The sequence below is a fragment of the Agaribacillus sp. DX54 genome, from assembly GCF_056858335.1.
This window is the reverse complement of sequence record NZ_JBXEQE010000022.1, coordinates 48,530-62,277: the sequence shown is the minus strand read 5'-3', so window position 1 is coordinate 62,277 and position 13,748 is coordinate 48,530. Positions and strand designations below refer to the sequence as shown.

General features: G+C 42.1%; 14 protein-coding genes. 11 read left to right on the top strand and 3 right to left on the bottom strand.

Going from position 1 to position 13,748, the window contains the following annotated elements; genetic code table 11:
* Positions 1-39: 39 nt before the first annotated feature.
* From AC04NP_RS20650 to AC04NP_RS20640, 3 genes are read left to right on the top strand one after another with little or no spacing between them, the layout of a single operon-like run.
* On the top strand, positions 40-1,239 hold the full coding sequence (locus tag AC04NP_RS20650; protein WP_482861840.1) for a pyridoxal phosphate-dependent aminotransferase: 1,200 nt from the start codon (positions 40-42) through the stop codon (positions 1,237-1,239).
* A 1-nt stretch (position 1,240) separates the two neighbouring features.
* On the top strand, positions 1,241-1,861 hold the full coding sequence (locus tag AC04NP_RS20645) for a DUF4254 domain-containing protein (protein WP_482861839.1): 621 nt from the start codon (positions 1,241-1,243) through the stop codon (positions 1,859-1,861).
* Between the two features lie 10 nt (positions 1,862-1,871).
* Positions 1,872-2,927, top strand: coding sequence for a glycosyltransferase family 9 protein (locus tag AC04NP_RS20640; RefSeq protein ID WP_482861838.1), 1,056 nt, complete (start codon positions 1,872-1,874; stop codon positions 2,925-2,927).
* 315 nt (positions 2,928-3,242) lie between these two features.
* Here the strand turns inward: AC04NP_RS20640 and hemE are convergent, their stop codons facing one another.
* Entirely contained in the window at positions 3,243-4,271 is a 1,029-nt protein-coding gene (hemE, locus tag AC04NP_RS20635) for a uroporphyrinogen decarboxylase (protein WP_482861837.1), read from the bottom strand.
* Positions 4,272-4,417: 146 nt separating this feature from the next.
* Between hemE and sdaAA the strand changes: the two genes are divergently transcribed.
* Positions 4,418-5,329 (top strand): L-serine ammonia-lyase, iron-sulfur-dependent, subunit alpha, encoded by a 912-nt coding sequence (gene sdaAA, locus AC04NP_RS20630; protein WP_482861836.1) that lies wholly within the window; start codon positions 4,418-4,420, stop codon positions 5,327-5,329.
* Here sdaAA and AC04NP_RS20625 read toward each other — a convergent pair.
* Complete coding sequence (locus tag AC04NP_RS20625) at positions 5,326-5,718, bottom strand: hypothetical protein (protein ID WP_482861835.1); 393 nt, start codon at positions 5,716-5,718, stop codon at positions 5,326-5,328. The two genes, sdaAA and AC04NP_RS20625, sit on opposite strands and share 4 nt — an antisense overlap.
* A 557-nt stretch (positions 5,719-6,275) precedes the next feature.
* Positions 6,276-6,923 carry a uracil phosphoribosyltransferase gene (gene upp, locus AC04NP_RS20620; RefSeq protein WP_482861834.1) on the bottom strand — a complete coding sequence of 216 codons (648 nt, stop codon included), beginning with the start codon at positions 6,921-6,923 and terminating at the stop codon, positions 6,276-6,278.
* Between the two features lie 266 nt (positions 6,924-7,189).
* Here upp and AC04NP_RS20615 point away from each other — a divergent pair, with 266 nt between their 5' ends.
* The 7 genes from AC04NP_RS20615 to AC04NP_RS20585 all read left to right on the top strand — a co-directional run bounded on the left by AC04NP_RS20615 (position 7,190) and on the right by AC04NP_RS20585 (position 13,742).
* The gene (locus AC04NP_RS20615) at positions 7,190-8,101 is read left to right on the top strand and encodes a M20/M25/M40 family metallo-hydrolase (RefSeq protein ID WP_482861833.1); all 912 of its coding nucleotides are present in this window, start codon (positions 7,190-7,192) and stop codon (positions 8,099-8,101) included.
* An 84-nt stretch (positions 8,102-8,185) separates the two neighbouring features.
* Positions 8,186-8,716, top strand: a complete 531-nt coding sequence (gene hpt, locus AC04NP_RS20610) for a hypoxanthine phosphoribosyltransferase (RefSeq protein WP_482861832.1) — start codon at positions 8,186-8,188, stop codon at positions 8,714-8,716.
* 79 nt (positions 8,717-8,795) lie between these two features.
* Complete coding sequence (locus tag AC04NP_RS20605; RefSeq protein WP_482861831.1) at positions 8,796-9,371, top strand: adenylate kinase; 576 nt, start codon at positions 8,796-8,798, stop codon at positions 9,369-9,371.
* Between the two features lie 47 nt (positions 9,372-9,418).
* Positions 9,419-10,423 (top strand): GTPase ObgE, encoded by a 1,005-nt coding sequence (gene obgE, locus AC04NP_RS20600; protein WP_482861830.1) that lies wholly within the window; start codon positions 9,419-9,421, stop codon positions 10,421-10,423.
* Between the two features lie 429 nt (positions 10,424-10,852).
* Entirely contained in the window at positions 10,853-11,443 is a 591-nt protein-coding gene (locus AC04NP_RS20595; protein ID WP_482861829.1) for a nucleotide exchange factor GrpE, read from the top strand.
* Between the two features lies 1 nt (position 11,444).
* Positions 11,445-12,554: a molecular chaperone DnaJ gene (dnaJ, locus tag AC04NP_RS20590; RefSeq protein ID WP_482861828.1), complete on the top strand. Its 1,110-nt coding sequence runs from the start codon at positions 11,445-11,447 to the stop codon at positions 12,552-12,554.
* A gap of 300 nt (positions 12,555-12,854) precedes the next feature.
* Positions 12,855-13,742: a DUF4097 family beta strand repeat-containing protein gene (locus AC04NP_RS20585; protein ID WP_482861827.1), complete on the top strand. Its 888-nt coding sequence runs from the start codon at positions 12,855-12,857 to the stop codon at positions 13,740-13,742.
* Positions 13,743-13,748 lie beyond the last annotated feature (6 nt).

The following is a 13,748-nucleotide window of genomic DNA, read 5'->3' as shown; positions in this document are numbered from 1 at the left end:
AATTCTATTTTTGCCTGGAATTTTTAAAAACTAAAACAAATGAGTCAGAATCTGTCAAATCGCATAGCCACACTGGCTGAGTCAGCCACACTGGCTATGGCTGCCAAAGCAAGGGAGTACAAGCAGAAAGGGATTGAAATAATCAGCCTGAGCCTGGGTGAACCTGATTTCAAAACCCCAAAACACATCCAGGAAGGGGCCAAACATGCGATTGATGAGGGTAAATACTTTTCCTATCCCCCTGTAAATGGTTATCTGGATCTGCGACAGGCCATCTGTAATAAGTTGGAGCGGGATAATCATCTGAAATACAGTCCTGAAAATATTGTTGTGTCAAATGGGGCCAAACAATCCATTGCCAATGTATTTTTCAGCCTGCTTAATCCTGGTGACGAGGTAATTGTCTATACGCCGTACTGGGTAAGTTATACCGCCATGATCCACCTGGCAGAAGGAAAACCTGTTTTCATAAAAGGCTCACTGGAAAACGATTTCAAAGCCACAGCCGATCAGTTAAAAGATGCCATTACCGGCAAAACCAGGGCCATTATCTTTTCATCGCCCTGCAACCCGACCGGAGCGGTTTTTACCCGGGAAGATTTTGAGGCTATGGCATCTGTTTTAAAAGCATATCCGGAAATCTTTGTGATTGCAGATGAAATCTATGAGTACATTAATTACACCGATGAGCATGTAAGCTTTGCCTCCGTCGACGGAATGATGGACAGAACCATAACCGTTAACGGTTTTGCCAAAGGTTTTGCCATGACAGGCTGGCGGGTAGGCTATATCGCAGCCCCGTCCTGGATAGCTAAAGGTTGCAATAAAATGCAGGGGCAGATTACAAGTGCCAACTGCTCAATATCCCAAAGGGCAGCTTACACGGCGCTCACGGAAGATCTGGGACCAACATATGAAATGAAAGAAGCATATTTGAAACGTAGGGCCATGGTTTACGAACTGCTTAGTGACATTCCCGGTCTGAAAGTTAATATGCCAAAAGGGGCCTTCTACTTTTTTCCGGATGTAAGTGCTTATTTTGGAAAATCAGATGGCAATAATACAATCGACAATGCCAGCGAGCTTTGTTTGTATCTTTTAGACCATGCCCGGGTTTCACTGGTTACCGGTGAGGCCTTCGGTGATCCCAATTGCCTGCGATTATCCTATGCAGCTTCCGAGGAAGACCTCAGAGAAGCCCTAAGCCGCATCAAGGAAGTGCTTTCCAAATTGAATTAAAATGGAAGCTGCGCACTGTAACCGGATTTTCAGGCAAAGCATAGAAGATTATCACCGGCTTGACACTGTGGATCAGCCAATCAGCAATCCTTTTCCCAGCGATAGCATCGACCATCTTATCTATCTTAAAAACTGGATCGATACTGTGCAATGGCACTACGAGGACCTGATCAGGGATCCTGATTTAGATCCTGTGGAAGGCATGCAGTTAAAAAGAAACATTGATGCTTCCAACCAACAACGAACAGATGTAGTGGAAAAGATAGATGATTGGTTCTTGGCCTGTTTTAAAGAGGTGGAAGCAAGGCCAGATGTACGAATCAATACCGAAAGCCCTGCGTGGGTTGTAGATCGTCTTTCCATTCTGGCCCTAAAGATTTATCATATGGAAGAACAGGTGTCGAGACCCGATGCCGGAGAACGCCATAAGCAGGTACATCAACAGAAATTAAATATACTGCTGGAACAGCAACAGGATCTTTCCGAAAGTTTTGACCACCTGATTAATGAGCTAAAAAGTGGCTACAAGGTCATGAAGGTTTACCGGCAAATGAAATTATACAACGACCCTGAAACTAATCCGGTACTTTACAACAAGGACGGGACGAACCGGGACCGCTAAAACAGGCTTTATGAATTTACTGGTATTCAGGTTTTCAGCAATGGGCGATGTGGCGCTAACTCAGCCTGTGATAAAACATGTTTTGAGCCTGAACCGGAAAGTACACATTACCCTTGTAACAAAACCGCAATTCGAACCGCTGTTTGCCGGTTTACCCAGGTTTACATTCCTCGGTGTTGACTTTAAAAAAGAATATAAAGGTCTCCGGGGATTGTTGAGGCTACATAAAAAGCTCATGGCATCAGGGAAATATGATCATATCATAGACCTGCATGATGTAGTCAGAACATGGGTACTTTGCTTTTTACTTTCTTTAAAAGGAGTGCCAACCAGAAGAATTGATAAAGGAAGAATAGCTAAGAAAAACCTGACCCGAAAAACCAAAAAGATATTTAAGCCCCTTAAACATACCACACAAAGATATCTTGAAGTCTTTTCGGCCCTGGGATTAACCTTGGAAGACATTAAGATACCCAGTCTTCACTTAGCTGCCAACAACCCGGGCGGTTCCCTCGCAAAAATTCTTGGCTCGCCCCGTTTTACCCACAAAAAAATTCACCGGGTCGGCATTGCACCTTTCGCCAAACACCCCCAGAAACAATGGTCCATTGAAAAAATGCAGGTTTTGATACAACAAATGACCGAACAAAAAAAAATCCTGGTCCTGCTTTTTGGTGGCCATGATGAAGCAAACCAACTAAAAGGACTGGCCGGAGACAATGATTACGTTCATAATTTGGCCGGCAAGCTAAGTCTGGCAGAGGAAATGGAAGTCATAAGACAATTGGATTTGATGATTACCATGGATTCTTTCAATATGCACCTGGCCGGTTTGCTGGGCGTTAAAGTGATCTCAATTTGGGGGGCTACCCATCCTCATGCCGGATTTGGTCCATTAGGGGAAAACCAGAAACTGCTTGTGCAGATACCTCATGAAGCCCTGTCGTGCCGGCCCTGTTCGGTATTTGGGAACCGCCCTTGCTGGAGAGGTGATTTTGCTTGTATGCAACAAATTGCGCCCGAAACGGTTATGCAAAAAGTTAAAGCGGTACTGAAATCTCCCTGAAATACCAAAACTTTACACCTTTCATATGACTTAATACTTAACCTGGCGCAGGCATCCGTGGGTGTTGCCCAACGTTTACGCCAAAATTCTTTGTGTCTTGGTGTCTTGGCGGTTAATCATTGTTCACCACGGAGGCACAAAGAGACACAGAGGTTTTCGCTTATAGAATAAAATAAAGACACATTCTTGTGTTGTGCAACACCCACAGACGCTCTTGCTATCGATGTCTCCTTTTATTCACCAAGCCAGAGAGACAAAGTCACCAATAAGCTATCAAAAACTTACCCTGTTAGAATGGAAAACGGTTCGAGAGCTTCAAAATGAGTGCGTTTTTACCGTATCAATAAAACATCTGACTTTGTCCGGATCGGTATCGGGGTAAACCCCATGCCCCAGATTGGCAATATGCCGGTACGGGCCAAATTGATCCAGCATGTTTTGCGTAGCCTTTTTGATTTGATCATAAGAACCGTAAAGTACACAGGGATCCAGGTTCCCCTGCAACGTCTTATCCATCCCTACCAATTCCCTTGACTCGGCAATATCCATGTTCCAGTCCAGGCCGACAGTCTGGCAGGGAAGTTTCCCGATCGCCTTCCTGGCAAAATATGCCCCCTTGGCAAAGACGGTAAACGGCACCTCATCTATTGCCTGGCAGACCTTTTCAATAAAAGTCAATGAAAACTGCTGATATAAATCCGGTGGCAGAATTCCAGCCCAGGAATCGAACAGTTGCACTAAATCGGCCCCGGCCTTGATTTGAGCTTTAAGGTATCGAACAGTACTCTCCGTGATTTTATTTAACAGCCTTACTGCCAAATCCGGATTTTTGTAAAGCATCGCCCTGGCCTTTGAAAAAGTTTTGCTTCCCTGCCCCTCCACCATATAACAAAAAATCGTCCACGGCGCCCCGGCAAACCCGATTAAAGGCACCCTGCCATTCAATGCCTTTTTGGTTATTTTGATAGCCTCAATCACATAAGCCAGATCTTCTTCAGGCACAACAGTCCTCAGTCTTTCGGCCTGTTCTTCTGTTTTGATGGTTTCGGGAAAAAAGGGCCCTTTTTTTTCTACCATTTCATAAGCCAGTCCCATAGCCTCGGGAATCACCAGTATATCGGAAAAAATAATGGCTGCGTCCACTTCTAAAATATCAACCGGCTGAATGGTAACCTCTGCGGCCAGTTCCGGGGTTTGAACTAATTCAACAAAACCGCTTAATCTTTCTCTTACAGCCCTGTATTCAGGTAAAATGCGACCTGCCTGACGCATCAGCCACACAGGTGTCCTCTCTGTTTTTTCACCCCTGGCCACCCTCAGCAATAAATCATTTTCCAAAACCATGGCGCAAATATAAACCGAAAAATGACTATATGGATAATTCGGTTTCCAATTTCGCAGAAATGACGATTTATTCCGTGGTTGTTGCCTGATGGTATTTTTTTACAACTAATAAGTAGGTATTTTTGTGAATAAACAATTCATAAACCATGAGCTTTTTATTCAACGATTTTGCCGGTTGGAAACAATATTGCAAAGAAAAACAATTGAATCTTTACGAGGTAGTACTGGACTATGAAGTAAAGCAAAAAGGAAAATCCGAAAAAGAAATATGGGATGGCCTTGCCAATGCCTACGGAGTCATGAAAAACGCCGTAAGAACGGGGCTGAAGGAAAACATGACATCTCGTTCAGGAATGGTGAATAATGGTGCCAAAAAGGTTTACCAGAATAAGCTGACGGTGTTATCTCCGGAATTCCAAAAGTTAATAGCCAGGGCTTTGGCTGCCAAAGAGGTAAATTCATGCATGGGAAGGGTGGTAGCAGCACCTACAGCCGGTGCTTCGGGGATTTTACCGGGAGCTTTGTATACTTTACAGGAAATTCATCGACTGGATGATAAAAAAATACTGGAAGGGCTTTTGGTGGGTGCCGGAATTGCCCTGGTCATCGAAGAAAAGGCCTCTTTGGCGGGTGCTGTCGGAGGTTGTCAGGCCGAAACCGGAAGTGCAGCAGCTATGGCTTCCGGGGCAATAGTTTATTGCCTGGATGGAAACATCGATCAGGTATTTAATGCCGTGGCCATTACCATCCAATGTATGTTGGGATTGGTTTGCGATCCGGTGGCAGGATTGGTGGAGGTACCATGCATCGTAAGAAATGCCAGTGCGGCAGCTATTGCCAATTCCTCGGCACAAATCGCCTTATCGGATGTGAGCGCCGTCATTCCTGTGGATGAATGTGTTGAAGCCATGGGTGAAATTGGCCAGAGTATGGAAAGCCGTTACAAAGAAACAGCACAAGGAGGACTGGCTGCCACGCCCACTGGCCAGCGAATCGCCAAAAATGTGCTGATCCAGGATATTGAAATCATGCCTGATCAAGACGGAAACGTCGGTTAAAGTTTTATCTCAGTAATAAAAAAATAAAATATCGTTGAGAATATCAAAGACCAAAATACTGCACTAAACAGCATGTAGTAAATAATCTTTCTTCGACCCCCACCCAGGTAGGACACCAGGATAGAACCGCCGATGGGTGTAAAAACGATGGGCGTTAAAAATGAAACCCCGAACAGACCGTATTTTCTCCATATGGCCACAAACCTTCGGTTTTTTTTGGTAAATTTCTTTCTTTTTCTTTTGAATAGAAATGGTAGCCTGTCCTTAAATCCTTTACTTGTGAATATCAACACGCTTGTCATCATTCCTGCTATGGTAATTAATACGGTTTCTCCCCATGACAATCCGGATGCTGGTCCCATAGTAGGGCCCGCAATGAATTTTATCATCGTCAAAAGATAAATTGAAATATATTTGATGATCTCAACCAACATGCCTTATACTACTTACCACAAGCGTTTGAAAGACGTAAATTATTCAATTTTAAATCCCCGAAAACTATCCGGTTTCCAAACTAAAATGCAATTCGGCGGCAAAATTATTAAGGTTAAACCAAGCATCCAAATCATATCCACACTTAAAATGGCCTTTGTAATTTCGACATCAATTATTACATATGATATCTCGCCACCAAGGGACTAAAAAAAAGTCAGAATCTTTCAAGTTTCCGGATCGTCAGGTAAGTCTCCTATGTATAAGCCGCCATCTGTAAGGTTGCCGATTCAGGAAGGTTTTTGGCCAGCAATAAAAAACATTATAGTAATGATTATTTCGCTTAATTCAAAAACCTGAGTTGTATTATTCAATTTGACATCAGCCTGTTCGACTCGTCAAAAACACCAGAGTCTTTAATAATTAAAAACAGGATTTTCGCCCAAAGGTTTCGATTTCCTGTTAATTTTTGCCTGACATGACATCACCATCAGTTGATTCACGGTGAGACAAATTAAGATTTGTGGCCATATGCCAAATCACCGGCATCACCTAGGCCAGGGATTATGTAGGCACGGTCATTGAGTTTCTCATCGACTGCTGCAACCCAAAGGTTGAATTTCAGGTCAATATGTTCATGCAAAAAGTCTATTCCCTCGGGTGCTGCTATCACACACATAATGTCAATATGTTGTGGTTCCCCATTTTTTCTTAATGCTTTCAGGGTCTTAACGATAGATTTGCCCGTAGCAAGCATCGGGTCAATTAATATAACTCTCCGGTCTTTAAGTGAAGGTGTAGCCACATAATCCATTTGAATTTCAAAATCATCGTTACCAATGGCATGGTGCCTGTAAGCCCCGATGAACCCGCTTACCGCACCATCGAAATAATTGAGCACTCCCAGATAAAATGGAATACCTGCCCTCATAATGGGTATTAATACCGGTTGATTTTCGAGTAAGTTAACATGAGAAATACCAAGAGGAGTTGTAACAGGCTGAGGCTGATAACTTAGTGATTTGGAAATTTCATAAGCTAATAATCCGCCAAGTCGCTCAAGATTCTTTCTGAAACGCATACTATCCTTTTGAATATGCTGATCCCTGATTTCGGCCAGAAAATGATTGGCTATAGAGTTGGTTTTGTTTAAAACAAACATTACGTGGATTTTATCGATGGAAATTTTACAAATTTGACAATCAGGTAATAGGCAAGTGAATACCAGTCACTTAAATTTATTGATTTTTTTATAAGCATGCTTACCTTCAGTGCGTTAAAACCAGACGCCAATTTATCCAAATAAAGGTTATTTTTATCCATCAAAAAGAAATTTTATGGGGTGTATGTGTTATTGAAAGTTTTAAACATGATATTAAATAAAATTTTATATTGCTTTTTTTGCCTGTTAAATGACTGAAAAATATCATGGAATTATTAAAGAGACTTTGTGAAATCCGGGCTCCTTCCGGAAATGAATCCGCACTCAAAACCTATATCATTAATTATGTCAACGAAAACCAGCATAAGTGGGTCTGCAAACCGGAAATAATTTACGGTGATGATTTTCAGGATTGCCTTATCCTCAAATTTGGCCGGCCACGCACAGCGGTTTATGCCCATATGGATTCTATCGGATTTACGGTAAGATATGAAGACCAACTGGTTCCTATAGGAAGTCCCGATGCCCGGACAGGCTATAAATTGGTCGGGGAAGATCAATTGGGACCAATCGAATGTGAATTGGTAGTAGATGAATCCAATAACTTGCGGTACAAATTCGGAAGGCCCATTCATCGTGGTACCGATCTGGTATTTAAAACCCATTTCAAAGAGAATAATGAGTATATCCAATCCAGTTATCTCGACAATCGCCTGGGAGTTTACAATTGCCTGAAACTGGCTGAAAACCTGGAAAATGGTGTGTTGGTGTTTTCATGTTGGGAAGAACATGGTGGCGGCTCGGTACCTTATCTGGTGAAATTCCTGTTTGAAAGGTTTAACATCAGGCAGTCCCTGATCTCAGATATAACCTGGATTACAGATGGTGTATATCCGGGCGATGGTGTTGTAATCTCGCTTAGGGACAAAAACATTCCACGCAAAAACTTTGTTGATAAAATTATCAGTATCGCCTATAAGTCAGGGATCGACTATCAATTAGAAGTAGAGGGGCAAGGCTCCAGCGACGGAAGGGAAATTCAACTTTCACCCTACCCGGTAGACTGGTGTTTTGTAGGTGCGGCGGAAGAGTATGCACATTCCCCCCATGAAAAAGTACATAAAAAGGATCTCGAGGCTATGATACATTTATATGAAAAATTATTGAAAGAATTATGAAGGTTTTAAAAAAACAGTTGAAAATAAATATCTATATTTGCCGCCCGTAACCTATGATTCTGCAGCGTCATGATTAGTAAACCCATGCTAAAACTCAAGGATAAATCTTTCACCAAAATAATTGATCATGAGCAGGTCTTTCAACGGGTCAGGGAGATGGCCGAAGACATCAACAAGGACTATGAAGGTAAAAACCCACTGTTTATAGCGATTTTGAACGGAGCATTTATGTTTGCCTCGGATTTGATGAAACAGATTAATATCCCGGCAGAAATAACCTTCATTAAAGTAAATTCATACAGTGCTACCAAAAGCACGGGAAACATCAAGGAGTTGATTGGTTTGCAGGAAAACATTTTTAAAAGAAACCTGATTATTATCGAAGACATTGTAGATACAGGTAATACGTTATCTCATCTGCTGGAAGGTTTTAGTGCGCTTGGGACTGATTCCATTGAAATTGCGACCTTATTGCACAAGCCAGACGCCTTGCAAAGAGACCTAAGTATAAAATACGTGGGCTTCTCTATCCCCAATAAGTTCGTAGTAGGTTATGGCATGGATTACGACGGTTATGGCAGAAATTGCAGGGATATCTTTGAATTAAGCGAATAACATCATTCAGTACCGCCGTTTTAGGAATAATTATTAAAAAATCTATCTTTGTTTTTTGGAAAATTTTAAACACTAAATTATGCTTAATATTGTGCTCTTTGGCCCTCCGGGCGCCGGTAAAGGAACTCAAAGTGAAAAGTTAATCGACAAATATAACCTGGCACATATTTCTACCGGCGATTTATTCAGAAAAAACCTTAACGAGGGTACCAAAATGGGTAAACTGGCGCAAAAGTATATGGATGAAGGTAATCTGGTTCCCGATGAAGTAGTGATCGGAATGGTAGATGAGCGGATAAAAGAGCGTGAGGAGATCAATGGATATTTATTTGATGGTTTCCCCAGAACCATTGAACAGGCAAAGGCCCTGGATCGTTTGATGGATAAAAATGAAACTCCCATCTCTACAATGATATCATTGGACGTGCCCGCAGAAGAACTAATAACGAGGTTATTGGAAAGGGGTAAAACTTCCGGAAGGCCGGATGACCAGAATTTAGATAAGATTAAAACCAGGATACAGGTGTACCAGGAAGAAACGCTGCCCGTAGCTACCTACTACAAGGAACAGAAAAAATACAACAACGTTGTAGGTGTTGGAGCAATCGACAAGATTTTCGAAAATATTTGTAAGGAGGTCGACAAACACTTATAAACCTGCCTGTTACGCATTCATCAAAAAAGGTTTTTAAAAATCCCCCTTTGGCCAATTCAAATTTTATCGATCATGTAAAGATCCATCTTCGCTCGGGTAATGGAGGCCCGGGGGCAGTTCATTTCAGAAGAGAAAAGCATGTACCAAAAGGTGGTCCGGATGGCGGTGATGGGGGGCGGGGCGGTCACATCATTGTAAAAGGCAATCCCCAGCTTTGGACCTTGTTACATTTGAGATATAAAAAGCACCTGATCGCCAGTCATGGAAAACCTGGTGAAGGAGGAAAAAGAACCGGGGCCGAAGGCAAAGATGTGATGGTAGAGGTACCCTTAGGCACGGTTATAAAAAATGCTGAAACACTAACGGCCATTGCTGAGATTACTGAGGAAGCACAGGAGGCTATCATCGCCAAAGGAGGACTGGGAGGTCTTGGGAACGAAAATTTCAAAACTGCCACCAACCAAACGCCCAGATACGCACAGCCAGGAGAACCAGGGGAGGAATTCCAGGTAATTCTGGAACTAAAGTTGCTGGCTGATGTCGGCCTTGTTGGCTTTCCCAATGCAGGTAAATCTACCCTGCTCTCCGTGGTTTCAGCCGCTAAACCTGAAATAGCAGACTATCCTTTTACCACACTCGTACCTAACCTTGGTGTAGTGGCCTACCGCGATGATAAATCATTTGTAATGGCCGATATTCCTGGCATCATCGAGGGAGCTAGTGAAGGGAAGGGCTTAGGTCTGAGATTCCTCCGCCACATTGAAAGAAATGCCACCTTGCTATTTCTGGTTCCTGCCGATGCCAAAGATATCGGCCAGGAGTATCAAGTCTTGTTAAAAGAGCTGGAAAAATATAATCCGGAGTTATTGGATAAAAAAAGGTTGCTGGCCATCTCAAAATCTGATCTACTGGACGAAGAACTGGAAAGCGCTTTGGCAGAAGAATTGCCTTCAGGGGTTAAATCCGTTTTTATTTCTTCAATTACCGGAAAAGGCATACAAAAATTAAAGGATGTTATTTGGGAGGTTTTGGGGGGGATTGACAATGAATAATTGACAATGTGGGCTGTGTAAAAATGAAACGTTGAAAACTTTTCTAAAAATAATATTTTGAGAAAAGTCGGTGAAATGAGCATATGTTATTTATTTTTTCCTTCAATTAACTAAAGCAGAATTTAATTCGGTCAATTTTTGCAATGTTGTTGTTTTTACACAGCCTCAATGGATAATCGATGGGGGGTAATTGAATGGTGGGGGAGGTATTATGCAGGAGGTTATTATGGTGACTTTTGCCATTTTCCTAACTGTTGCTGTTGGTCAATGCTGTTGCTGCAACGTGTCATTATGGCATAAATATTCAATTGGCAAAAAAATTGTTGCTTTTGAGGGGAGTCAGTGATTTATATAAGCTGATTGCACTATTAATTATTGCATTTTTAAGCGTTGAATATTAAGATTTGATCTGGTTTAAGCTATTAAATCATGGAAAAAGAACATTTAGAAGAACAACAAGGGAATAATACGGCTGAAGAAAATTTAACGGATAAAAGCGAGGAAAGGGAAAAGGTGGCGGAAGAGACGGTAGAGAACGTCAAAGATACTGACGAAATTTCAGAAGAAATACCAGAATTAGACCAGACAAAGGCAGATTTGGCAGAAGCCAAAGACAAGTACCTGAGGCTATATTCGGAATTTGAAAATTTTCGCAGGAGGACTGCCAAAGAAAAGCTAAGTCTGATAGGCACCGCCAATGAAGAAATCATTAGTGCTTTACTGCCGGTGCTCGACGATTTTGAAAGAGCCGCGGAATCCAATAAAAATGCGGATGTGGAAAGCATGAGGGAAGGTTTTTCTTTGATCCATAACAAATTAAAAAACATTTTAGAGCAAAAAGGGCTGAAAGTAATGGATAGTAAAGCCGGGATGGACTTTGACTCAGAGTTACATGAAGCCATTACACAAATACCCGCTCCTAAGAAAAACTTCATAGGAAAGGTGGTAGATGTGGTTGAGAAAGGTTACTACCTTGGAGAAAAAGTGATTCGTTTTGCAAAAGTTGTGATAGGAACATAATATGGCTAAGAGAGACTACTACGAAGTGTTGGGTGTCGACAAGTCCGCCGCTCAGGAGGAGATAAAAAAAGCGTATAGAAAAATCGCTATAAAGTACCACCCTGACAAAAACCCGGATAACCCACAGGCAGAGGAAATGTTTAAAGAAGCAGCCGAAGCCTATGAGGTATTAAGTAACCCTGAAAAAAAACAACGATATGACCAATTTGGTCACCAGGGAGTTAACGGTGGTGGTTTCGGCGGCGGTGGCATGAATATGGAAGACATATTTTCTCAATTTGGTGATATCTTCGGCTCCGGAAGTCCTTTTGAAAGCTTTTTTGGTGGAGGCGGGGCCCGTTCAAGAGGAAGAAAAGGTTCAAATCTGCGCATTAAACTAAAGCTTAATCTGCAGGAAATTGCCAATGGGGTTGAGAAAAAGATAAAAGTAAACCGCCTGATACCGGCAGACGGTGTGACATTTAAAACATGTACTACCTGTCAGGGTTCGGGCCAGGTAAGAAAAGTAGTTAATACCATGCTTGGGCAAATGGTTTCTTCCAGCACTTGTCCAACCTGTAACGGTACCGGAAAAATTGTTGATCATCGGCCTCCTGGTGTCGATAGTTCAGGCTTGCAACAAAAGGAGGAAGTCATCAACATAAAAATTCCCGCGGGTGTATCTGAGGGCATGCAGCTTTCAATGTCGGGAAAAGGTAATGCTGCTCCTGGCGGAGGCATGCCAGGCGATTTATTAATCCTGATCGACGAAATCGAGGACCAGGAGCTAAAAAGGGAAGGCAACAATATTACCTATGAATTGTATACCAGTTTCATAGACGCCACTCTTGGCAGTACTGTAGAAGTTCCTACAATAGATGGCAAGGTAAAAATAAAAATAGAACCCGGTACCCAATCCGGAAAAATACTGAGGTTGCGTAATAAGGGCATCAAGGATATCAATGGATATGGACGGGGAGATCAGCTTATTCATGTGAATGTTTGGACTCCTAAAAAACTGACCCATGACGAAAAAGCATTACTTGAGTCATTGAGAGAATCCCCTAATTTTACCCCCAGGCCAGAAAAAGGAGAAAAGGGCTTCTTTGACAAAATGAAAGACTTCTTTTAACAAACAACAGAAGCTTCTAAATTACTAAAAAGAGGCTGTCTCAAGAGTGAGATGGCCTCTTTTAACACCAAATATCCTTTTGTCGGATACAGGTTGAATGGGTATTTATCTCAGGATATGAGTAAAACAACCCTTGTTTTCTATCAATCCTCAGTGAGATTTTAACCAAGCATAATAATATTTGGCAAAAAAATTAGAGGCTACCCTTTTGAGACAGCCTCTGCTGTTTTTAGCATCCAAAATTTCCGGTGAATCATTGAGATAATGTAACACATTTTCCCTAATCACGTACATAGGGACATGTGGAGGAATAGTATTATACTATTATTAGTTTTAGGAACTAATAGCGGGCTTTTATACGGACAAACTAAAAAACGGTACACGGTAAACACAACGGCTGAGTTTGAGAAACTGGCTTTCAACTTATATTCACCCTCCGGTACCTGTCAGATAAGGCCTACTCACCATCCAACGTTGGTGACCATCTATTGCAAATCTGAAAATGACGACTATAATCCCGCCTTTATAACCCGCATGAATGATATGACCAAATTCGTTTCCCTGGACATGGACGATGGTAAATCAGATGGAATCAGCAAAACCCTTTCAGGAAAAGTTTTTAAATCCCCATATATGGAGCTTGAGAATAAATGTAATGTTTACCTTTCTCATCAAAAGCCCGTAACACTGGATTTAAAATATGGCGTCGGGGAGGCTTTTGCCGACTTATCAGGGTTGGCAGTAGAAAAGCTCAAGATTAATACAGGCAGTGCCGATGTAACTGTAGGCTATCAGGAAGGCAAGGCAAATCTCGTCAAAATGGATACTTTTTCCATTAAGGTGGATCTCGGATCAGTGACGGTTAAAAGGGTTAACCTGTCAAAAGCTTCGAACATTATTGCCGACGTCGGTTTTGGGGATTTGAAGCTGGAACTCTCAGACACCCTGATGGTCAACACCCGGGTGAAGGCCAGCGTAGGTGCCGGAACGCTGGAAATATCAATCGCTAATCAAAACACCCCTGCCATTATCCATGTTAATAACTCCATCCTTTGCCGGGTAAAACTAAATAAACACTTCAAAGAAATCCGCGAAAATGTTTTCGTCAACAACAGCTACCACGAAAACGCGGAAAACCTGATCACTTTCAACCTGGATGTAGCTATGGGAAATATCATTTTCAGATAATTCAAA